Origin of the sequence: uncultured Kordia sp. (assembly GCF_947496985.1) — a bacterium.
Taxonomy (GTDB): Bacteria; Bacteroidota; Bacteroidia; order Flavobacteriales; family Flavobacteriaceae; genus Kordia.
The window spans coordinates 390798-414184 of sequence record NZ_CANMEZ010000001.1; the positions used below are offsets into that span (position 1 = coordinate 390798).

24 protein-coding genes are annotated in these 23387 nt (G+C 32.1%); 16 read left to right on the top strand and 8 right to left on the bottom strand.

All coding sequences use genetic code 11. The features are described 5' to 3' along the window. Positions 1-68: 68 nt before the first annotated feature. The 4 genes from Q0828_RS01935 to Q0828_RS01950 form a co-directional block, all read right to left on the bottom strand. A complete protein-coding gene (locus tag Q0828_RS01935; RefSeq protein WP_298417229.1) occupies positions 69-344 on the bottom strand; it encodes a hypothetical protein in 276 nt (91 codons plus the stop codon). 94 nt (positions 345-438) lie between these two features. Further along, positions 439-2130, bottom strand: coding sequence for an AraC family transcriptional regulator (locus tag Q0828_RS01940; RefSeq protein WP_298417231.1), 1692 nt, complete (start codon positions 2128-2130; stop codon positions 439-441). A gap of 234 nt (positions 2131-2364) precedes the next feature. Continuing rightward, positions 2365-2631, bottom strand: a complete 267-nt coding sequence (locus Q0828_RS01945; RefSeq protein ID WP_298417233.1) for a hypothetical protein — start codon at positions 2629-2631, stop codon at positions 2365-2367. Positions 2632-2728: 97 nt separating this feature from the next. Next, entirely contained in the window at positions 2729-4420 is a 1692-nt protein-coding gene (locus Q0828_RS01950) for a helix-turn-helix domain-containing protein (protein ID WP_298417235.1), read from the bottom strand. 201 nt (positions 4421-4621) lie between these two features. Between Q0828_RS01950 and Q0828_RS01955 the strand changes: the two genes are divergently transcribed. From Q0828_RS01955 to Q0828_RS01975, 5 genes are read left to right on the top strand one after another with little or no spacing between them, the layout of a single operon-like run. After that, on the top strand, positions 4622-4801 hold the full coding sequence (locus Q0828_RS01955; RefSeq protein ID WP_298417236.1) for a hypothetical protein: 180 nt from the start codon (positions 4622-4624) through the stop codon (positions 4799-4801). A 43-nt stretch (positions 4802-4844) separates the two neighbouring features. After that, entirely contained in the window at positions 4845-5105 is a 261-nt protein-coding gene (locus Q0828_RS01960) for a hypothetical protein (RefSeq protein WP_298417237.1), read from the top strand. Positions 5106-5130: 25 nt separating this feature from the next. Further along, positions 5131-5280, top strand: a complete 150-nt coding sequence (locus Q0828_RS01965; protein ID WP_298417238.1) for a hypothetical protein — start codon at positions 5131-5133, stop codon at positions 5278-5280. Positions 5281-5297: 17 nt separating this feature from the next. After that, on the top strand, positions 5298-6206 hold the full coding sequence (locus Q0828_RS01970) for a hypothetical protein (protein ID WP_298417239.1): 909 nt from the start codon (positions 5298-5300) through the stop codon (positions 6204-6206). Positions 6207-6245: 39 nt separating this feature from the next. After that, positions 6246-6461, top strand: a complete 216-nt coding sequence (locus Q0828_RS01975) for a hypothetical protein (RefSeq protein WP_298417240.1) — start codon at positions 6246-6248, stop codon at positions 6459-6461. Positions 6462-7120: 659 nt separating this feature from the next. On the opposite strand, the gene Q0828_RS01980 is transcribed toward Q0828_RS01975, so the two are convergent. Next, a complete protein-coding gene (locus Q0828_RS01980; protein WP_298417241.1) occupies positions 7121-7780 on the bottom strand; it encodes an aspartate kinase in 660 nt (219 codons plus the stop codon). 84 nt (positions 7781-7864) lie between these two features. After that, on the bottom strand, positions 7865-8224 hold the full coding sequence (locus tag Q0828_RS01985; protein ID WP_298417243.1) for a YraN family protein: 360 nt from the start codon (positions 8222-8224) through the stop codon (positions 7865-7867). 161 nt (positions 8225-8385) lie between these two features. Here Q0828_RS01985 and Q0828_RS01990 point away from each other — a divergent pair, with 161 nt between their 5' ends. After that, on the top strand, positions 8386-9174 hold the full coding sequence (locus Q0828_RS01990; protein WP_298417244.1) for a class I SAM-dependent methyltransferase: 789 nt from the start codon (positions 8386-8388) through the stop codon (positions 9172-9174). Between the two features lie 88 nt (positions 9175-9262). On the opposite strand, the gene Q0828_RS01995 is transcribed toward Q0828_RS01990, so the two are convergent. Beyond that, a complete protein-coding gene (locus Q0828_RS01995) occupies positions 9263-10153 on the bottom strand; it encodes an LD-carboxypeptidase (protein WP_298417246.1) in 891 nt (296 codons plus the stop codon). A gap of 236 nt (positions 10154-10389) precedes the next feature. On the opposite strand from Q0828_RS01995, the gene metG reads away from it, so the two are divergent. The 5 genes from metG (at position 10390) to Q0828_RS02020 (ending at position 15066) form a co-directional block, all read left to right on the top strand. Beyond that, complete coding sequence (metG, locus tag Q0828_RS02000; protein WP_298417248.1) at positions 10390-12438, top strand: methionine--tRNA ligase; 2049 nt, start codon at positions 10390-10392, stop codon at positions 12436-12438. 92 nt (positions 12439-12530) lie between these two features. After that, positions 12531-13046, top strand: a complete 516-nt coding sequence (locus Q0828_RS02005; RefSeq protein ID WP_298417250.1) for a ferritin — start codon at positions 12531-12533, stop codon at positions 13044-13046. A gap of 186 nt (positions 13047-13232) precedes the next feature. Continuing rightward, positions 13233-13802, top strand: coding sequence for a cyclic nucleotide-binding domain-containing protein (locus Q0828_RS02010; RefSeq protein WP_298417251.1), 570 nt, complete (start codon positions 13233-13235; stop codon positions 13800-13802). Between the two features lie 98 nt (positions 13803-13900). Next, positions 13901-14317, top strand: a complete 417-nt coding sequence (locus tag Q0828_RS02015) for a hypothetical protein (RefSeq protein ID WP_298417253.1) — start codon at positions 13901-13903, stop codon at positions 14315-14317. A 71-nt stretch (positions 14318-14388) separates the two neighbouring features. Further along, positions 14389-15066 (top strand): type 1 glutamine amidotransferase domain-containing protein, encoded by a 678-nt coding sequence (locus Q0828_RS02020; protein ID WP_298417255.1) that lies wholly within the window; start codon positions 14389-14391, stop codon positions 15064-15066. 59 nt (positions 15067-15125) lie between these two features. Here the strand turns inward: Q0828_RS02020 and Q0828_RS02025 are convergent, their stop codons facing one another. Continuing rightward, positions 15126-16670 (bottom strand): hypothetical protein, encoded by a 1545-nt coding sequence (locus tag Q0828_RS02025; protein WP_298417257.1) that lies wholly within the window; start codon positions 16668-16670, stop codon positions 15126-15128. Between the two features lie 159 nt (positions 16671-16829). Between Q0828_RS02025 and Q0828_RS02030 the strand changes: the two genes are divergently transcribed. The 5 genes from Q0828_RS02030 (at position 16830) to serA (ending at position 23290) form a co-directional block, all read left to right on the top strand. Further along, positions 16830-18002 (top strand): 2-isopropylmalate synthase, encoded by a 1173-nt coding sequence (locus Q0828_RS02030; protein ID WP_298417258.1) that lies wholly within the window; start codon positions 16830-16832, stop codon positions 18000-18002. A gap of 10 nt (positions 18003-18012) precedes the next feature. Beyond that, positions 18013-19404 carry a 3-isopropylmalate dehydratase large subunit gene (gene leuC, locus Q0828_RS02035; protein ID WP_298417260.1) on the top strand — a complete coding sequence of 464 codons (1392 nt, stop codon included), beginning with the start codon at positions 18013-18015 and terminating at the stop codon, positions 19402-19404. A gap of 10 nt (positions 19405-19414) precedes the next feature. Next, entirely contained in the window at positions 19415-20002 is a 588-nt protein-coding gene (gene leuD / locus Q0828_RS02040) for a 3-isopropylmalate dehydratase small subunit (protein WP_298417262.1), read from the top strand. A 2-nt stretch (positions 20003-20004) separates the two neighbouring features. Then, positions 20005-21120, top strand: coding sequence for a 3-isopropylmalate dehydrogenase (leuB, locus tag Q0828_RS02045; RefSeq protein WP_298417263.1), 1116 nt, complete (start codon positions 20005-20007; stop codon positions 21118-21120). 277 nt (positions 21121-21397) lie between these two features. Continuing rightward, a complete protein-coding gene (serA, locus tag Q0828_RS02050) occupies positions 21398-23290 on the top strand; it encodes a phosphoglycerate dehydrogenase (protein WP_298417264.1) in 1893 nt (630 codons plus the stop codon). The last annotated feature ends 97 nt before the right edge of the window (positions 23291-23387 follow it).

Below are 23387 nucleotides of genomic sequence, written 5' to 3' on the forward strand. Positions count from 1 at the left end.
TCAAAAAAAAGGTTGAAACTAATTAGTTCCAACCTTTTTTTAATAGTTATAATTAATCTCTTAAATTATTAAGGATTCGTTTTATTTGTGTCACACAAGTGATTACCTTCATCACTGATATCACCACCAATAGTACATAAGGGAAATCCTGAATTATTATTACAATGACCATCACATGAATCGTCACATGTTTCATAAGTAGGTCCGCATTCTGGTCCTCTAGAATTTTGACAAGTATTTATTGCGCTCATTTCCACAGGAACAGTTCCTCCTTTTATAGAATTTAATTTCAAGTTTGCAATACTTACTTTTCTTAAATCGAGTTTAATCTTTTTCGTTTTCATTATGTTAAATAATTTTTAGATTACTCAAAACTACATATCAAAAACGTAAGGAACACGCAAAACAGGGTATGAGAAACGGTAATTCCGTGAATTGTCATTTATTTTTTTGATCTTCTAATATTTTTCTAATAAAATAAGAAGGTTTTAAACCTGTCTTTTTTTGAAATGCTCTCGAAAAACCTTCTGGATTCGAAAAGCCTATTTCTTCAGCAATGGCTCGAATAGTATATTTTTGATATTTGGTATCTTCTTGAATATGATGTATGAAATAATCAATTCGTAAATCGTTTATATATGTTGAAAAGTTTTTATGTTTATGAGAGTTTATAATTTTTGACAAGTATTTTGAGTTTGTTTCCGCATTTTTTGCGACTTCTTTAAGAGAGATTTGATGTATTAGATATGTTTCTTCTCGCTCAAAAATTTCTAATTTTCGGAGAACCTCTGCGACTATCTCTTCATCTATTTCTAATGATACCACTTGTGCTTTTGTATCTTTTATAACAATTTTATCTTCTTCTATGATTGCCTTAGATTTTTGTATAATTTCATTGTACCGTTTTTCATATTTCTTTTTTAATGCTCGATAGTAAAACAATATTCCTACTATTATCGAGATAAGTAGAATACTTAGCATAAGAATTATTTTCTTCTCTCGCCCAATCAGTTCATTTTCTTCTTGAAGCTCATTAATTAAACGTTCTTTGTTAGACATAAGTGAAGGAATATCATATTTTTTTGAGATATTCTTATATATATACTTGTATTCCGAATGAATAATACTGTCTATTTTTATGAGCTGGTTAGTATAATATAACTGTTGTTCTTTATCATTTTTTTGCTTTGCATCATCTATTAAATATACATAGGAATCGCGTAAAGGAGGAAATAGATTGTTGGTTGCATTGAAAACAGAGTCAATTTTTTTAAAATAAAGTAACCCTTTTTCTTTTTTGTTAGATGAATAATAACTTTTCCCTAGATAAAAGTCTAACACAGGTCTGTTAACATCATTAGTGTAAGGATATCCTTTTTTTAAACTGTCTATGGAAGCTTTATATTCACCTTTCAAATTTAGGTTGATTCCTTCATTAGTTATAAAAGAGTAGTACATGAATGTATTACTGCTGCTTTTTGACAACTCAATTCCTTTTTTATTCATCTCAGTACTCTTTGAAACCTGTTGGGTTTCATAGTAAATAGATGATAATTGAAATAAGACCTGAATATATCTACTAACAAACATTTTTTCTGCATTTTCCTCATATGCCTTATATTCTAGAAAAAGTTTTTCTGCTTCTTCATATTCTCCTAAAAACCGTTTTAGCAAACCTATATTAAACTTTATTGCAAATTTATATTTGATATTGGGATTCAATTTTTCTGCGGCAGCGGCAAGAAAGTAATTATCTAAAGCTGGTTGGTATTTTTTAGCCTTAAAAAATTGATGCGCTTTATTCATATAACCTTGCATAGGAAATATCTCATCTCCTTTTATGTGTTGCGTATATGAAATTGCACTATCCAAGTATTGATGTTTTTTTGCTACATCTAAACTTTGTATTGCAAGTAAATAGAAACCTCCTCCAATAAGCCTGTTATCTTTAGTGTTTTTTGCCTTCTCTAAATATTTAGTAGCAAGTATTTCTTTTTGCTCAGGTTTTATTTCTTTGTTTCGAAATTGCTTTCGCAACGATGCAAACTCCTCAAGCATTGCATTTTTATCTTGTGCAACCGTGATCATTCCTACAAAAAACAAAATTGTAAACAGTATGGGTTTCTTCATAAAAACTGTTGTATTTGTAACAAATATAGTTGAAAACGATGTCGACGTATATTTATAATAGGTATTCACCTAATAATCAAGATTTAAAATGTCACGAGGTTTATCTCAATTTTATATAATAACTAATACAATAACAGTCACTATATTCTTCGTTGGAATTTAAAAAAGAAAAGCAGAAAAGTAAGGCGCTTTTCTGTTTTTATTTTATGAGTTTTAGAATATTTTAATAACTACTTATCCTGAAACTTGCGAACCATTTTGTGTAGTGTCTGTTTGATCTTCTTTAGTACAACCGTTTCGAATGTCTGTTCTTCCTGCAAATACTGTACATTCGTAAGGATAAGATTGAGCCTGATTACAGTAACAAGAGTTTCCTTGTGTTTGGTCATTAGGGTTTGTATTATGACAAGGGAAACTATCTGTTCCTCCACTGACACTAAGAATTTTTAAGTTTGCAATTTTAAATTTTTTAAATTGTAATACTCTCTTTTTTTTGTTCATTTCAATGATTTTTTAAAATTTGAATATGCTCAAATCTATGAATTCATTTAGTAATATTAGATGAGAATTTGCCTCTTGCAAACTACAATTCCGTGAATTATTGTTTTTTTTGCTCGTTTTCCCTAACTTTTTTAATGAAATAAGAAGGTTTTAGCCCTGTCTTTTTTTGAAAAGCTCTAGAAAACCCTTCTGGATTTGAGAATCCTATTTCTTCTGCAATAGCACGAATCGTATATTTTTGATATTTTGTATCTATTTGTATATGGTTTACTAAATAATCAACTCGTAAATCATTGATATAGGTTGCAAAGTTTTTGTTTTTATGAGAATTGATAATCTTTGATAAATACTTAGAGTTTGTGTTGACTATTTTGGCGACATCTTTCAGTGAAATTTGATTGATTAAATACGCTTCTCCTTTTTCAAATGTATCTAGTGTTTGTAAAACTTCTTCAACAATATGCTGATCAATTCCTAAAGGAACTGCTTGTAATTTGGTGCTTTTCACTACAATTTCCTCTTCAATAATTGCATTTGATTGTTGTATGATATCATTATAGCGTTTTTCGTAGCGTTTTTTCAGGTTATAGTAATACCCAAGCAAACTAATAATTAATATTCCTAAAATACTTCCAAGAATAACAATCCAATTTTTCTCTTTTGTGATACGCCTATTTTTTCCTTCTAATTTTTCAATTAAACGATCTTTACTTGCTACATATGCTGGTATGTCATATTTTTTAGAAATATTTTTAGATAAATACCTATAATCTGCATGAATAGTACTATCAATTTTCAATAATTGCCTTGTATAATATAACTCCTTTCGTTCATCTTTTTTAGCTTTTGCATTATTAATTAGATATACATATGATTCTCGTAATGGAGGGAAAAGGTCTTTATTTTTATTATAAAATGTATCTACTTTTTTGAAATAGTCAATTGCTTTTTGTTTTTTTCCTAAAGCATGATAGTTTTTACCCAAATAAAACTCCGCAACAAGTACATCATCTGCTTTTAAATGAGGAATTGATTTTAAAATAGCATCAATAGAAACCTCATAATTCCCTTTTACATATGAATTTATACCTTCATTAATTGTAAAAGCGTAATAAAAAAAGTCATTTTTATTCGCTTGTGCTAGTTTGATTCCTTTAGTATTGAGTGCTGTTGCTTTTTCAGTTTGTGCCGTTTCATAATACACTGACGATAGTTGAAGCAATGTATATAAATAGTTATTCACATACATTTTATCTTTAGATTCCTCATACAACATACATTCTATCAAAAGTTTTTCAGCTTCATCATACTCTTGGGAGACACGTTTTAGAATCGCTATGTTATTCTTCATGTCGTATTCAGCTGTTGCATTTCCACTAGACTGGGCTGCATCCACCGCTAAAAGATAGCTATTTAATGCTTCCGGATAATCCTTGTTATAATATAATGTGAGTCCTTTTGTTATATATGGAAATAAAGGAAATTTTTGATCTCCTTTTATGTCTTTTGTATAGTAAATAGAACTATCTAAATACTGTATCCTTTCTTTGAATTCGAAGTTTTTTATAGCTAATAAGTAATACCCACGACCAATAAATCGATTCTCACCTGTTTTTTGAGCTTTAACTAAATAACTGCGACCAAGTATTTTGGCATCTTCACTACTAACGCTCGTATCTCGAAATTGCTTCTTAAGCTTATTATATTCTTTTAATAAGTCATTTTCATTTTGTGCAAAAACAGTAGTTCCTATCAAAATAAGGCATGTATACAATATCAAGTTCTTCATAAACAGGTAGTATTTCAAAACAAATATAACTGAAAAGTTATGTAAAGTTGGTTGTTTTTCTCTCAAGCTTTATGACAATTCCGCGAATTAAAGGTGCAATTCAAGGAATTGTACTTCCCTTTAATTGACTGACAATCAATTTATTCATTGTTTTGCTAGAGTGATCACATCATAGAAACTATTAATTTAAATCTCAAAAAAATGAAAAAAAGAAATGTCAACATTCTAAAATTGAATAAAAAATCAGTTTCAAACTTTGAAAATACTCTTGGTGGCAGACCGCCAATATCATTTCGTCAAACAGAATGTACATGTAGCCCATCTCAATTAACACATTGTCTTGCAGGTTGTACTGCAGCTAGTTATGATGCTCTTTGTTAATAAGGTAAGCTTAAGAACTTAATAAACATTAAAACTTATAATTATGAAAAAACAAAAAAACAAAAGTTTACGATTGAATAAGAAATCAATATCAAATTTTAATTCTTCAACTATTCATGGAGGAAGTGGCGCTTGCAGGTTTGAATCTGTAAGAATTTGTCCTGTAAGAGATACGACAACAAATGGTGGAGGAAGTGCTACTTTTAATAACTGTACTGTTGGTTGTGATACGCGATTACAGGATACTTGCGGTTGTGTAGACCCTGATACCGTTGGAACTTCAAATTTGGCAAGTCCTTGTTAATATGCAAACCTTAAACTCAAATAGTATGAAAAAACAAAATCTTAAAAGTTTAAAGCTAAACAAAAAGTCTATTTCTATCATTAATAATGATACAGAAATAAAAGGAGGAAGAACATACAAATGTGGTGCAAGCTGGATCACTAGATGTAACATTTCTAATTGCTATTGTCAATAATTTAAAAAAATAAAATCATGAAAAAAATAAAATCAATCACCTATTTAACACTCTTGTTACTTATTAATTTATCATTGTTTAATTGCTCTAAAGATGGAGATATTCAGGAAGTAACTTTAGATGATTCTGGGCTAGAATCGATAAAAAATTACTTAGCTGTAGAAGCAAATAACTCTGCCTTAGAAGCAAATAAAATAGACGTAGTCATTTTTGACCAATTCAAACCTTTAATTAAAGAAGGATTTGATTTATCTAATCATGAAGATAAGGTTCAATTATTGAACAACTTACCATATGACTTACTTGTAAAAGCTAAAGATTTACGTGATTATTTTGCTTTGGTAAGAAAAAATAAAGTTGCGATCTCTGATGGAACTTTTTCAACTAAGATAGAGGAAACGATAACTTCTGTAAAAGCAGAACTTATTGAAAGTAGAGTTAATGACTTAAATATTTCGAATTATTCACAACCAGAAAGTTGTTCATATACATCAATCATTATAGGTTATTACTATAATTACTGGCGTGGAGTATCTATGCCTATTTATTCAACAACATATGCATGTACTACCAATAGAGTCGTATTTTATGAAGGCAACAACTACACTGGTGATATATTATTTACACTTAGTGCTGGTGCAAATAGACGTGTAGACTTTACTCAATATAATGCATATGATAATGATGAAGCACGTAGTATTAAGTTTTGGCATTTCTCACCAGGTCAAGTAGTTACTGTATACGACAGATCAGACGGAGGAACAAGTGATGACTATACTGTTTTTACTTTTTTATCTGGCGTAGATACTGTAGAGCAAGCATCTACTTTTGAAAGAAATTTTTCATCATCAGATTACTCACAAGTTTATCGTTATGGTGGAAATTTAGATGGAAAAGTATCTTCTGTTAGATTTTCTGGAAATTAATTTAAGTATTATACAAACACAATTTTAAAGAATTTTATTATGAAAAAAAGAAATGTGAATAGTTTACAGTTAAATAAAAACAATGTTTCAAATTTGAATGCTACATTTGGAGGAAGAGCGCCAGGAAATAGTTCACCATCTGATCCAATTGGAATCACAGATGGATGTCCTCCGTCTTTACCACATACAGATTGTAATTGTGGATCGAATTTTAACTTAGGTTGCGGTTCTATCATTAACCACTGTAGAGGATAAAATAGTGTACAGTTGAATATTTTTAGATTATAACTGTAGTTAGAAAGTGGGCTTCAATTTGAAGTCCGCTTTTTTTATGAAAATATTTCTCATTAGCAAGTTTCACTAAAATAAAATCCCGCTCATTGCTGAGCGAGATTTCTCGTAAAACTAAATTACGCTTTGGAGTTTTAAATTTCAGAATCTGATAAATCAATTTCTCAAAAAAGAAAAATACCCTTTCGATTTATCGTATCTACTAAACAGAAATCATAATCTTCCACGCGAGTCTTCATGCTATACAAAACATATTGTTTTGCAATAGATATATTGTTTTCTTACTTTCTTTATTAATAAAAACAACAGACAATACAATGTAGCGTCTATTACTTCTTACAAACCTGTGTAAAAATCAAAAATGTAATTAATGTCTATGATTGGTTTTTTTCAAAACCTGCAAAAAGGTAGTCGTTAGGGGTAACGCTATATACTTGAAAATAAATATTTTGAGTAATTTTTGAAATTATTTGGCTAATAACAATTTTCAACTCTTTTTAAATTTACTCAAATGTTATCTATTTACAAAACAAATAACCGAATTTATATGCAACCTTAATAGCGTATAAATACCTATTTTTTAGAAATAGCAAAAATACGCGCGGAATTTTCGATATATAATATTAAAGTGATTTCAAGTTTTTAATTACGGTAAAAGCTTTATCTACTTGTTCGTCATTTACTAAAATTGTAAACTCATTCGTAGTTGAAATTACTTCATATATATTAACTCCTTCCCAAGATAAGCGTTGGAAAATGAAATAATATATACCAGGAACATTCACATTATCTTTTGGTAATTTAACCGTAATTGAAGATAAATTTTCTTGTTTTTCTAATAAGATTTCATGTTTAAAAATCTTTCCTACTAATTCAGCAACTTCATTACTTACCACAATGTTAGATTCGTTTACACCACGAGAAGATGTATAAAATACCGTATTCAATCCTTCTATTTCTGACATAAATGCTGCCTGACTTTTCAAAAGAGTTTCTGAAACTTTAAATGTGTAATCGTTTAAAGAGGATCGAACCGTGATTTCTCCGATATTTCGAACAAATTTCAACACTCTATGTGTTACTCTAAACTCCAATTCTGATGACAATCGTTTTAAAGCCATCACAATAGCGCCGTTTTTTACTTCTTTCCCTAATTGATGCTCAATTTCTGGTTTTATCAATCGTGACAATGAGGTCAAATTGATAATTCCTTGTGATAATGCACTCGATAAAAATGGCTTTGTTTTTATGTACTCTTCTACAATTGAGGAAATGGTCTTCATTTAGTCTATTATTTTAGTAGGCTGCAAAAATACAAACATAAAAAGAAGTTTCAAAACAAATTGTTATAATTATAACAGTGATTTTTAAAAATGATAAAAAGCATCTTCTAGGTGTTTTATTGTGACATTATTATTTCCATGTAATATTGCGATAATATCAAATCTTACTTCTATATCTAAATCATTAGAAACAACATATTCATCTACAGCTTTGACTAATAATTTAATCTTCTTTGGATTTACAAAGTCTTCAGGGTTTCCAAAATCTGCTGTAGTTCTGGTTTTTACCTCAACAACTGCCAACGTATTTTCTTTTTGTGCAATAATATCCACTTCTGCTTTTTGGAAACGATAATTTCTTTCTAAAATGCGATATCCATTTTTCTGTAAATAATTGACAGCCAATTGCTCACCTTCATTTCCTAAATCATTATGTGTTGCCATGTACCGTATTCTTTATTTTCGAATAAAATACGTATCTTATTATTCTGAATCAATAGTTTATCCAAAATAATATACATAACACTATTAGTTTTTATGATAAAGAATAATTGATTTCTTTTTTTATAGCCACTATCTTTAAATTAATCTAAAAACCACACGATATGAAAGCAACATACGATCATATTGGAAACGGATACAACAATACCCGAAAAGCAGATCCTTATATACTTGAAAGACTTCAATATCATTTAAACGCCATCAATGAAGGTTTATATTTAGATATTGGTTGTGGTACAGGAAATTACACCACAAAACTCCATCAAAGAGACACTCAATTTATTGGCATTGATCCTTCTGAAAAAATGTTAACAAATGCCAGAAAAGCACATTCAGATGTTATATGGAAACAAGGAAAAGTTGAACAATTACCACTAGAAGACACAAGTATTGAAGGCATTATTGGAACGCTAACACTGCATCATTGGGACAGTTTAGAAAAAGGGTTTTCGGAACTATACCGCGTTATGAAGTCCTATGCGAATTTGGTGTTTTTTACATCAACACCTTTACAAATGAAAGGCTATTGGCTCAATCATTACTTTCCAAAAATGCTAGCCGATTCTATGATACAAATGCCTTCATTGGAACAAATCACGAGTGCCATGCATGCTGCTGGTTTTGAAAACATTTACACAGAAAAATATAACGTTCAGCCTAATTTACAAGATCAATTTTTATATGTTGGAAAAGAAAATCCAACACTTTATCTAGATCAAAATATCCGAAATGGAATTTCTTCATTTTCATTGTTAGCCAATAAAGAAGAAGTTGAAAAAGGACTCAAATTACTTGAAAAAGATATCAATTCTGGTGAAATAAATAGCATTATGAATAGCTATAAAAACCGTGATGGAGATTATCTTTTCATCCTTAGTCAAAAGGAAAATTAAACCTTAAAAATTTATCAAAATAGAGCATTACTAAAATTAAAATATATTTTAATTGAAAATACCTTGTGAAACTATCGAGATTCTATACTTAAAAAGTAAGCTCGACATTTTCTTCAACTTTTAACGTTGCTTCTTTACCAAAAATTAATGCACGATTGTCATCTAAATGTCCTGCCGGAAAATTAAAGCAGATAGGAAAATCATATTCAGAAGTAATATCTAAAATAATTTCATGTACCGTTTTTCCAAACGGAATTGTATTATCGTGCATATCTGTCATTCCTCCAATGATCAATCCTGCTAGCTCATTGAAATACCCATTTTGTTTCAAGTTCATCAACATACGATCAATATGATACAGATATTCATCTAAATCTTCCAAAAACAGAATTTTCCCTTTGGTATTCAAATTCAAATCGGCTCCTGTCATACTATACAACATACTCAAATTTCCTCCAATGAGTGTTCCTTTTGTTGTTCCATTCCTATTGTAGGAACTACTAGAAATGGTATAGTTTAAGGCTTCACCAAATAGTACTTTTCGTAAACTTTCGAGTGATTCAGAGGAGTTTTTAGCCACATTAATTGGCATCGTTGCGTGTAAGGTTTCAAAACCTAATTGCTGTCCTTTTGAGTGTAACACAGTAACATCAGAATAGCCAATAATCCATTTTGGGCTTTTTATAAATCGTGAAAAATCAAGTTGATCAATCATACGAATCGTTCCATAGCCGCCGCGAGCACACCAAATAGCATCAATATTCTCATCGTCTAAAAACTGTTGAAAATTCAACGTTCTCGTCATATCATCACCAGCAAACTGGTTTTTTTCTAGATCAATTGTTGTTCCTAAAACAACTTTTAAATCCCAACTGTGCAATAGCTCAATAGCTGCTTGAATTTCCGTTATGGAAATCTTTCGAGCCGTCGATAAAATGCCGACAGTTGCTCCTTTGTGTAGTGGTTTCGGTTGGTTCATATACTAAAAGTATAAGAAAATATATAGATTCTTTTTTTCCATTCAAACAAAAATCATTTTTAGACGATCGGCAAAAAATATCGTTTTTCTGACTTTCTAAGCTTTATTTTATACGATTTCATACTGGTTTAAATACATAAATCACGTAGGAATCCTTATTTTTGCACGTTAATTATACGATTTTCTAGATATATACAAATAGAAAATCTAATCTTATTGAATAGAAACAAAACGAAATGACTCAAAATCCAAAACGTTATACAATAACTGCCGCTTTGCCTTATACCAATGGACCTATCCATATTGGACACTTGGCTGGTGTGTATGTTCCTGCTGATATTTATGCGCGTTACTTACGCCTAACTGGTAATGATGTTGCTTTTATGTGCGGAAGTGACGAACATGGTGTTGCCATTCCTATGCGTGCTAAAAAAGAAGGTGTATCTCCACAAGATATCATTGACAAGTATCACGGAATTATTAAAAAATCATTTAATGATTTTGGAATTTCATTTGATAACTATTCACGTACTTCTGCAGAAATTCATCATGAAACAGCTTCTGACTTTTTCAAGAAGTTATATAAAGATGGAGAGTTTATTGAAGAAGTTACAGAACAATTATACGATGCTGAAGCAGATCAGTTTTTGGCAGATCGTTTTGTAGTTGGAACCTGTCCAAAATGTAGTTATGAAGAAGCCTATGGTGATCAATGTGAAAATTGTGGAAGTTCATTAAGTGGAACAGAACTAATTAATCCGAAATCGGCAATTACAGGAAATGTTCCAACATTAAAACAAACAAAACATTGGTTTTTACCTTTAGACAAGTATAGTGATTTCTTAACAGAATGGATTGTAGAAGGACACAAAAAAGACTGGAAACCAAATGTGTACGGACAAGTAAAATCGTGGGTAGATGATGGATTAAAACCACGCGCCGTAACACGCGATTTAGATTGGGGAATTCCTGTTCCGGTAGAAGGTGCAGAAGGAAAAGTATTATATGTTTGGTTTGATGCACCAATCGGTTACATTTCGGCAACGAAAGAATGGGCAACACGTGAAGGAAAAGATTGGGAACCATACTGGAAAGATGAAGATACGAAGTTAGTTCACTTTATAGGAAAAGATAATATTGTATTTCACTGTATTATTTTCCCATCTATGTTAAAAGCACATGGCGATTATATTTTGCCTGATAATGTTCCTGCAAATGAATTCTTAAATTTAGAAGGAAACAAGCTATCTACGTCTAAAAACTGGGCAGTTTGGTTGCACGAATATTTAGAAGATTTCCCAGGAAAAGAAGACGTATTACGTTATACACTTACCGCGAATGCCCCTGAAAGTAAAGACAACGATTTCACCTGGAAAGATTTTCAAGCGAGAAATAACAATGAATTAGTTGCCATTTTAGGAAACTTCATCAATCGTGTTGTGGTATTGACACATAAATATTACGATGGAATTATTCCTGAATATACCGGCGAATATGAAGAATTAACGCAAGTAAAACACTTTCCAGCAATCATTTCAAGTTCAATAGAGCGCTACCGTTTTAGAGAAGCAAGCCAAGAACTAATGAACTTAGCCAGATTAGGAAATCAATTTTTACAAGCAAATGAACCTTGGAAGAAAATCAAGGAAGATCCTGAAACGGTAAAAGGTATCATGTACGTGGCACTTCAAATTGCTTCAGCTATTGCTGTGTTATCTGAACCGTTTTTACCATTTACATCAAACAAATTAAAAGGTATTTTAGCGCTTGACGCAGATTTAAGCTGGAATGATATTTCAACAAAAGAAGTATTGATTCCTGCTGGACATAAAATCAATCCAGGCGAATTATTATTTGCTAAGATTGACGATAAGGAAATTCAAGCACAATTAGATAAGCTTGAAGCGACTAAAAAAGCAAATGAAGCAGCTAATAAAGAAGTCGTTCCACAAAAAGAAACAGCTACTTTTGACGATTTTACAAAGTTAGATTTACGTGTCGGAACTATTATTGAAGCTGAAAAAGTTCGTAAAACGAAAAAATTATTAAAGCTTATTGTAGATACAGGTTTAGACCAACGCACGATTGTTTCAGGAATTGCAGAAAGCTTTACACCTGAAGAAATCATTGGAAAAAAAGTAACGGTTTTAGCCAACTTAGCACCAAGAACAATTGCCAAAGTAGAAAGTCAAGGAATGATTTTAATGACGGAAACGCCAGAAGGCAAATTAGTGTTTGTAAACCCTGATGAAGATGGTGTAAATAATGGCGAAACGATTAATTAGTTTTCCTTTAGTTAGAATAAATTAAAATTATAGTACGCGTAAGTAAAACTCACTGTTTATGCGTATTTTTACATATCTCAAAAATACAAGCTATGTTATCAAAGCAAATGGAAAATGCGTTAAATGCGCAAATCAAAATAGAAGCAGAATCTTCACAAGTATATTTAGCAATGGCAAGTTTTGCAGAAACGCAAGGTTTCGAAGGAGTTGCTTCATTCATGTACATGCATTCAGATGAAGAACGCCAACACATGTTGAAATTTGTACGATATGTAAACGAGCGTGGAGGACATGCAGTTGTTTCAGAATTAGCGAAGCCACCATTAGAATATGGTTCATTAAAAGAAATGTTTCAACAATTGTTTGATCATGAAGTAAAAGTTTCAAAAAGTATCAATGACTTAGTTCATATCAGTTTACAAGAACAAGATTATGCAACACATAACTTCTTACAATGGTATGTAGCAGAGCAAATTGAAGAAGAAGCGTTAGCACGTACAATTTTAGACAAAATCAACTTAATTGGAGACGACAAAGGTGGATTGTACTTATTTGACAGAGATGTTCAAGCAATTACAGTACAACCTTCTACCGGTCCTGCAGCATAAAACATACTAGTTTTTAAAAAACAAAAGCGATTGAAATTTCAATCGCTTTTTTTGTATTTTATCTTTTCATATTTTGAATGTAGAATCTATGACACACAACTCTTAATCATAAAAACAATGTCATAAGACAATTATTTTCATACCAAAGAATAGCACCTTTGATCATTATTCTATAAATGGACTAAAATGTATACCGAATTAGAGAATTATATAAAAAATTGTGTAGCAGTTGAAGATAAAGAATTAGAAAAAATAACTTCTTTTTTTAAACCTTTAAAAACAACTAGAAATGAAATGTTATGTAATATTGGTCAGGTATGTAACCACTTTTATTTTATTAAAAAAGGATGTTTAAGACTCTATGAAATAGATGATAAAGGAAATGATATAACAGGTTATTTTGCTTTAGAAAATAGTATCATTTCTGCAAATACAAGTTTTATTCTTCAAAAGCCTTCTAGAGATTGCCTAGTATCATTAGAACCTTCAGAATTACTAGCAATTGGACGAAATGATTTTTATCAATTAGTGAATACAATTCCTTCTTTTGCAAGTGTATATCATCAATTTATAGAATTTGCATTTATCCATTCACAAATGCGCATCTATAGTTTTTTAGGCATGGAAGGTATTGACAAGTTAAAATGGGTGATGGAACATGAGCCTAAATTACTCTCTCGAATTTCTAGTAAAGCAGTTGCTTCTTATTTAGGAATGACCAATTCTACATTAAGCAAATTAAGAGCAAAACTTTAAACTGTTGTCATAAGACAACTTTTTCCTTCTTAATACTCACCAATTTTGCACTGTTATTTAGCAACTAAGCTAGAAACTTAAAAAAACAGCACAAAATTATGCCTATTACAGTAACACTTACCAATGGAATTATTCCTTCAGAGGAACTTGAAAAAGTAGTAAAAGAAATTACAGACGCCTTTCTAGATCATCACGGTTTAAAAGGAAACAGCGTAATGACACCAAATGTCACAGCACAATTACATATACAACCAAAAAATGAAACCTTTTCTGGCGGAATACCAATTGAAGGAGCTTGGGTTGAAATAAAATCACCATCGTTTGCATTAGCAGATAGAGAAATACAGAAAAAATTCTTTGCAGAAGTAACCAACAGCATTCACAAACATTCAGGAGGCAAATTACCAAAGAAACACATTTGGACAAATGCATTACACACTATAGATGGCACTTGGAATATGGATGGTATCGCAATGACTAATGAAGAATTAGGCGCTGAAATTGCCAAAGGATAACTTTTTCAAAATCAACCAACAACAACCTTAACTATAATTTGTTAAGGTTGTTGCTTCTCTAAAATAAAAAAATGAAACATATATTATTTATAGTAACAAGTACCAACAAAACAGGAACAGGTAAATATGATGCCGGATACGAATTTTCGGAAGTAGCTGATCCATATTTTGAATTCATCAAAAAAGGTTTTACAATAGATTTTGCAAGTATTCTTGGAGGTATTCCTCCTTATGTAGGTTATGATTCAACAAAAAAAAATAGTCTTGATTTCATAAAAAGTAATGGCTTTAAAAGACTCAATTTTAGTCACAAATTAAGTAATGTTGATATAACTTCTTATGATGCAATTTTCTTCCCAGGTGGTCTAGGTTTAATGACAGATATGGTAAATAATCCATTAGTGAAAAATATTGTCAAAGATGTATATGAAGAAGGTAAAGTTATTGGCGCTGTTTGCCATGGACCTAGCGCTTTACTTAATGTTATTTTGTCAGACGGAAGTAATTTATTAGACGGAAAAAAAATCAACTCATTTACAAAAGCCGAGGAAAAACTTGACAAACACACTCTTATAGACATCATACCTTTTATGCTTGATGAAGAACTTATAAAGCAAGGAGCTATCTTTTCATGCACTAATCCATTTGAGTCATATGTTATAAATGATCAAAATTTAGTTACAGGTCAAAATCCAGCATCTGCTTCTGGCGTTGCTCTTAAAATGATCGATTTATTGCTAAATACTTAGTAAATACATGAGAACAATAGTAAAACTATTTGCTATTGTTCTTATAGAAATTATAGAACTCATCGTATCAATTTTTTCGCTTTCGCTTGAATGATCTCTGCAACAGGTTTATTTTCAATATTACTTTCCAACCACGATAAAATATCTAAATACAAAAAGGCTCTACGTTCATACGGATCGTCTTCAAAGAGTTTCAACTTGGCATGTAATTCTTTAAAAGCATTCTTAATTTGATGTGGATAAATATCGCCTAAACCTTTTAAAAATTTAATCATTTCCTTTTGGACTTCATGCAAATCATCCATCTTCAATAAATACTTATACGTACTTTTTAACTGTGTTTCCAAATGATAATCTAAACCTAATTCATAATGCGCTACCAAATTCAAAATCCTTGAAAAACACAATAAATCTTCTCGTACTTTCAAGGACTTATTCGTGATAATCTTCTGTAAATACAGAATACAATTCTTATTATCGCCTGTTCCAAAATACAAAGAAGCAATCTTATAATAGAAAATCATAACATGATGCTGATCAATTCTATTTTCAAAAGCAGCAATCTTTTCATTCACTTCTTCTACCAAATACAAACCTTCACTAAATGTACCTGTTAAAAAATGATAGTTGAGTTTATTCATATATACATACAAAAAACTCAGCACACTTGTATTGTCATTTTGAGGAATAACATTATGAGCAATATCGTGTTCTAATTGCAACAACACTTCTTTAAATTTTACTTCGTGTCTTATATAAAACAACGATTCCAATAAGTAATGATTTCCTTTTAAATAAAACACAGGGTTAATTTCAATCATCTTTGGATACTTCTTGAACAAATCCACCCATTTATTTGCATACTTATAGCACGACAAAAAATCTTGTGTCAAAAAACTATACCACAAATGTGCTTTATACAGCCATAAACGTTCCCTAAATCCGAGTGTCTTCAAATCTAACTTTGGCAAACGATTATGGAAATAATTAGTTACTTCTTCATGATCTTCCTCATTCTTTACATAGCCAACTTTTAGTAAAATTCCATAAAGTTGTAATGATAAATTAGACAGCTTACTCGTTAATGTATTTTGAATACTAAGTGATGCTGCTTGCGCTGTTAACTCTTCTGCTCGTGTTGCAATACTTCGCGTAATATACTGTGTTTCAATAATTTTCTCAAGCTCAACAATCTCATAGGCAATATTTTTTTCTTCATGTTCTAACGCAAGTACTTTGGCTTTATCGAGTAACTTTAAACTCTGTGGGTACAAACCTTTATTATATAAAATGGTTGCATAATCAAGTTGTTCGCGAATCGTAATTCGAATATTATGCTGTGCAGGATTTAAGCGAAGACTTCGTAGAATTTGTTTGTACAAGTTTGCCTTAAGATTTGACAATTGTTGCTTAGTGACAATATTCTTCTTCAAAATAGCTTGTTCATCGTATAAGGTACTCTTATCTAAAAAAGTAAACAATGCTAAAAATTTTGCATTCGTATTTCCGTCAAATCGCCCAACATACAGTTTAAACTGTCGTTTCTCAGATTTGGACAACGATTTAATCAAAATAAATAATGATTCCTTTTGTTGGTTTGACATTGTAAAAAATTATTTTTTAAAATACTAATAATCAATTATTTAAATCACCTTCCTAGTGTTTTAGCTAATGTAAAATTGAACAATAGATCATGCACTTTCGAAAACACAAAGTATACATTCGTATGGATAAAAAGAAATAAACGCTAAAAATTTTAGTACATGAGTTCAAATCGAGTCCATATTTTTGATACTACATTAAGAGATGGTGAACAGGTTCCTGGTTGTAAACTAAACACTGCTGAAAAGTTGATGATTGCTCGTCAATTAGACACATTAGGGGTTGATGTTATTGAAGCTGGATTTCCTGTATCCAGTCCAGGAGATTTCCAATCAGTGCAAGAAATTGCTAAACTGGTAAAAAATGCCACAGTTTGCGGACTCACTAGAGCCGTAAAAAACGATATAAAAGTAGCTGCAGAAGCACTTACATATGCCAAGAGACCTAGAATTCATACAGGTATTGGCACTTCTGAATCACACATGAAATATAAATTTAAAGCAACGCCTGATCAAATTATTGAACGTGCTGTTGCTGCGGTAAGTTATGCTAAAACCTTTGTTGAAGATGTAGAATTCTACGCAGAAGATGCAGGAAGAAGCGACAATGAATTTTTAGCTAGAGTATGCGAAGCTGTTGTAAAAGCTGGTGCAACAGTACTAAACATTCCAGATACAACAGGGTATTGCTTGCCAGAAGAATATGGAGCCAAAATAAAGTACCTAAAAGAAAACGTAACAGGAATTCACAAAGCAATCCTTTCTTGCCATTGTCACAACGATTTAGGCTTAGCAACAGCAAACTCCATTGCAGGAGTTTTAAATGGTGCACGACAAGTAGAATGTACTATTAATGGAATTGGTGAACGTGCAGGAAATACTTCTTTAGAAGAAGTAACTATGATTTTAAAACAGCATCCGTATTTAGATTTAAACACAAATATCAACACAACAATGTTGACAGAAATTAGTCAATTAGTTTCTGACACGATGGGAATGCCAGTACAACCCAACAAAGCAATTGTAGGAACCAATGCGTTTGCACATAGTTCAGGCATTCATCAGGATGGTGTGATAAAACATAGAGAAACCTACGAAATTATGGATCCAAAAGATGTTGGTGCTGCCACTTCTGCTATTGTTTTAACTGCACGAAGCGGACGTGCTGCCTTAGCGTACAGAGCAAAAAACGTAGGGTATGATTTAACAAAAAGAGAATTAGATACGATATACGCTGACTTTCTACATTTTGCTGACAAGCACAAAGAAGTGACCGATACCGATATTCATCACATTATAAAAACAAGTACAGTTTCAAAAAGAATGTATGCCTAAACCCATGATGATGAAAAAAACACTGTTTGATAAAGTATGGGATGCGCATGTTGTAAATAGCATTCCTGGTGGACCGCAAATATTATACATAGACAAACATTTAATTCACGAAGTAACAAGCCCGCAAGCGTTTAATGAATTGAAAAACAGAAACATTTCCGTTTTTAGACCAAAACAAATTGTAGCAACTGCCGATCATAACACACCAACGGTAGATCAACATTTACCTGTAAAAGACGAGTTATCACGAAATCAATTGCAACAATTACAACAAAATTGTGATGCACATGGCATTGAATTATATGCGTTAGGTCACAAATACAATGGAATTGTGCATGTAATGGCACCTGAACTTGGTATTACGCAACCCGGAATGACGATGGTTTGTGGTGACAGTCATACCTCAACGCATGGTGCTTTTGGAGCTATTGCATTCGGAATTGGAACAAGTCAAGTTGCACAAGTATTTGCAAGTCAGTCACTATTACTAAAAAAACCAAAAAAAATGCGAATTACCGTAAATGGTGATTTACATCAAAATGTATTACCCAAAGATGTCATCCTCTATATTATTTCAAAACTTGGAACTGATAGTGGCACCGAGCATTTCATAGAATTTGCTGGCGATGTATTTGAAAATATGTCAATGGAAGGACGTATGACGGTTTGTAACATGAGTATTGAAATGGGCGCACGTGGTGGTATGATTGCTCCAGATGAAACAACGTTTGCATACGTACAAGGAAAAAAGTTTGCGCCTAAAGGAGCTGATTTTGATACAAAAATTGCGTATTGGAAAACATTGAAAACGGATGCTTCCGCGAGATTCGACACTGAATATACATTTGATGCTTCCGACATTACGCCTATGATTACGTTTGGCACGAATCCAGGCATGGGAATGAAACTCACAGAAAGTATTCCAGAAGCTAATGATAGCAATTTGGAAAAATCATTGAATTATATGGATTTCAAAAAAGGCGCTTCTTTAGTAGGTCAAAAAGTAAATTACGTATTTATTGGAAGTTGTACCAACTCACGAATTGAAGATTTTAGAGTTGCTGCTGCTTATGTAAAAGGAAAACAAAAAGCAACTAATATAAATGCTTGGTTAGTACCAGGTTCACAATTAGTTGTAAAACAAATACAAGAAGAAGGACTAGATAAAATATTTGAAACAGCTGGTTTCAAACTACGTCAACCAGGATGTTCCGCTTGTTTGGCAATGAACGATGACAAAATTCCAGCGGGAGAATATTGTGTTTCTACCTCCAACAGAAACTTTGAAGGACGACAAGGGCAAGGTGCACGAACGCTCTTAGCTAGTCCGTTAGTAGCTGCCGCAACAGCAATTGCGGGTGAAATTGTAGACGTAACTATTCCTGTATTAGAAGAAGTATAAAAAATAAGCTATGAGTACATTTAACACATTTACATCTACTGCGTATCCATTACCTGTAGAAAATATAGATACCGATCAAATTATTCCTGCACGTTTTTTAAAAGCAACAAACCGAGCTGGTTTCGGAGAAAACTTATTCAGAGATTGGCGTTTCCAAAAAGATGGAAGCGCTACTCCTGATTTTGTATTGAATCAAGAGAAATTTTCAGGTTCAATTTTGGTTGCTGGGCATAATTTTGGCTGTGGCTCTAGTAGAGAACACGCCGCTTGGGCATTAAAAGACTTTGGGTTTAATGTAATCGTTTCCAGTTTTTTTGCAGACATTTTTAAAGGAAACGCCTTAAACAATCACGTATTGCCAATTCAGGTAATTCCATCATTTTTAGAAACCTTATTAGAAACCGTACAAAACAATCCTTCAACACCTATAAAAGTAAATTTGGAAGCACAAATACTTTCTGTTGGAAACGATTTTAAAACAGCATTTGAAATTGATCCCTACAAAAAAATGTGTCTCCTAAAAGGCTACGATGACATTGACTTTTTAGTCAGTAATCTCAATAAAATTGAAGCATTTGAACAACAACATATATTTTAACTATGAACCTACACATTGCAGTACTTTCGGGCGACGGAATTGGTCCTGAAGTTACCCACCAATCTATAAAAGTATTATCGGCTATTGCCGAAAAGTATCAGCATGTTTTCACTTTTGAAGAAGCTTTAGTTGGCGCTATTGCTATTGATAAAACTGGTGATCCATTACCCGAAAAAACATTAAATCTCTGTTTAGATGCAGATGCCGTTTTATTTGGAGCCATTGGCGATCCAAAATATGACAACAATCCTTCAGCCAAAGTACGTCCAGAACAAGGTTTACTTGCATTGCGTAAATCATTAGGTTTATATGCAAATATTCGTCCTGTAAAAGCGTATGATACATTGTTAGATAAATCTCCTTTAAAGGAAGACATCATCAAAGATACAGATGTAATGATTTATCGCGAATTGACGGGCGGAATTTACTTCGGAAAGAAAACTTTAAGCAAAGACGGAAACAGTGCTTCCGACTTATGTGAATACTCAAAAGAAGAAATAGAACGTGTTGCACATTTGGCATTCAAATCGGCGCAAACTAGAAATAAAAAATTAACGCTAGTTGACAAAGCAAACGTATTAGAAACGTCTCGCTTATGGAGAAAAGTAGTCACGGCGATGGCTACACAATATCCAGAAGTTGAACTCGATTTTCTATTTGTAGACAATGCTGCCATGCAAATGGTACTCAATCCAAGTCAGTTTGATGTCATCTTAACCGAGAATATGTTTGGTGATATCATTTCGGACGAAGCCAGTGTCATTGGCGGATCTATTGGGTTATTGGCCTCAGCTTCTATTGGAAATACCTATGCACTATTTGAACCTATTCATGGTTCGTACCCACAAGCTACAGGAAAAGGTATTGCCAATCCGATTGCTTCTATCCTATCCGCAGCAATGTTGTTGGATCATTTTGGATTAGCCGAAGAAGCAGAAACTGTTAGAGATGCTGTAGAACGCGCTATTGATTTAGAAATTTGCACACCAGATTTAAATGCAAATGGTGGTTATTCTACAGAAAACGTCGGAACATTTATTGAAGAGTTTATCGAAAATGTAGATACATTACACATAAATTCAGGAAACATAAGAGTTGGTCAATCTACCATAATTTAGTAATTAGAGTGCTTATATTCCCTTTCGATTTGCCCGAAAGGGAATATTTTAGCTTTATCTAAAACGTCAATCTGAATCAAGTTCAGTTTGACGATTTTTATTTTCAAAATAGCTCTTGTCAAAACTAAAAATTTAACAAAACAATACACAAAACTTTCAATCTGAAAGTACAAAACCTTCTTATCAACAAAACTATTAGAATTGTTAATTGAATCTTGCCCTAAGCATCGTTCCTATAAAATGATTTTAATACTTTTATCGCTTATTTTAATAGCTCATGAAAATCGCTCAAAAGAATTACGTATTCGATTTCGACAGTACATTAACTAGTGTAGAAGCACTAGATGTTTTAGCAGAAATTACACTCGCAAACAATCCTAAAAAAGATGAAATTATTGAAGAAATTCAAGAAATTACGAACTTAGGAATTGATGGTGAAATTTCCTTTACTGAATCCTTAGAGCGACGTATTAAATTGTTGCATGCACACAAATCTAATTTGGATGAATTAATTTCTAGATTACGCCTACAACTTTCCGCTTCTATTGAAAGTAACAAAGAGTTTTTTACAGATTTCTCTAGTGATATTTACGTAATTTCATGCGGATTTAAAGAATTTATTGATCCGATCGTAAAAGATTACAATATTCCTTCTGATCGTGTGTATGCCAATACATTTACATTTGATGCAGAAGGATACATCATAGGTTTTGATGCTGAAAATGTATTATCACATCACAATGGAAAAATTCAATGTTTGAAAGACATGAATTTGGAAGGAGAAATTCAAGTAATTGGTGATGGTTATAGTGATTACGTTATGCGAGAAGCTGGTGTTGCCGATAAGTTTTTTGCATTTACTGAAAATGTGGCGCGTGATAAAGCCGTAAAAAAAGCGGATCATGTTACGCCAAATTTAGATGAGTTTTTATTTGTGAATGATTTGCCAAGAAACATATCATACCCAAAAAATAGAATCAAAATATTACTCCTTGAAAACATTCACTCGGATGCGTTTAATAGATTGTCAGAAGATGGTTTTAGTGTAGAAATATTATCGCATAGTTTATCTGAGGACGATTTAATCGAAAAAATAAAAGACATTCATGTTTTAGGAATTCGTTCCAAAACACATGTTACACCAAAAGTGATTAAAGCTGCTAAAAAACTATTAGCCATTGGTGCTTTTTGTATAGGAACTAAACAAATTGACTTAGAAACTTGTAAAGAAAACGGAATCGTTGTTTTTAATGCACCGTATAGTAACACACGTTCGGTAGTTGAATTGGCAATTGGTGAAATTATTATGTTGATGCGAAGTGTATTTCCTAGAAGTACCGAATTGCACAACGGGCAATGGAATAAAACCGCAAAAGGTTCGCGTGAAGTTCGTGGAAAAAAGCTTGGAATTGTTGGCTACGGAAACATCGGAAAGCAACTATCGGTATTAGCCGAAGCTATGGGAATGAACGTATTTTACTATGATATTGAAGATCGATTAGCACTTGGTAACGCACAAAGATGCAGCTCTTTAAAAGAATTACTTTCTATTTCGGATGTGGTTTCTTTACATGTAGATGACAATGCTGCAAACCGTGATTTCTATGGCAAAGCACAATTTGACCAAATGAAAGATGGCGCTATCTTAATTAATTTAGCCAGAGGTTTTGTCGTAAATATTGAAGCATTAAAAGAAGCGATTGAAACTAAAAAAATTGCAGGTGCAGCAATAGATGTGTATCCACAAGAACCTAGAGCAAATGGCGCTTTTGAAACTCCATTAAAAGGATTGAACAACGTTATACTAACACCACATGTTGGAGGAAGTACGGAAGAAGCACAACGTGATATTGCTGATTTTGTTCCCAATAAAATTATGGCATATGTAAATTCTGGAAATACAGTTGATGCTGTAAATTTCCCAAATATTCGTTTACCACGCCAAACCAATGCACATCGTTTCTTGCACATTCACAAAAACGTTCCTGGTATTATGGCAAAGGTGAACAAGGTCTTAGCTAAATACGAATTGAATGTTACAGGACAATATTTATCTACTGATAATAAAGTTGGTTATGTAATTGTGGATGTTGACAAAGAGTACAACAAAAAAGTAACGGCAGCATTGAAGAAAGTAGAAAATACAATTAAGTTTCGTATTTTGTATTAAAATTTAAGGACACAAAAATAGACTACTTTTACTTCTTGATACAATTCGCCTTGGCGAATCACTCGAAGAGACGATCCTAACTTTTAAATACTATTTT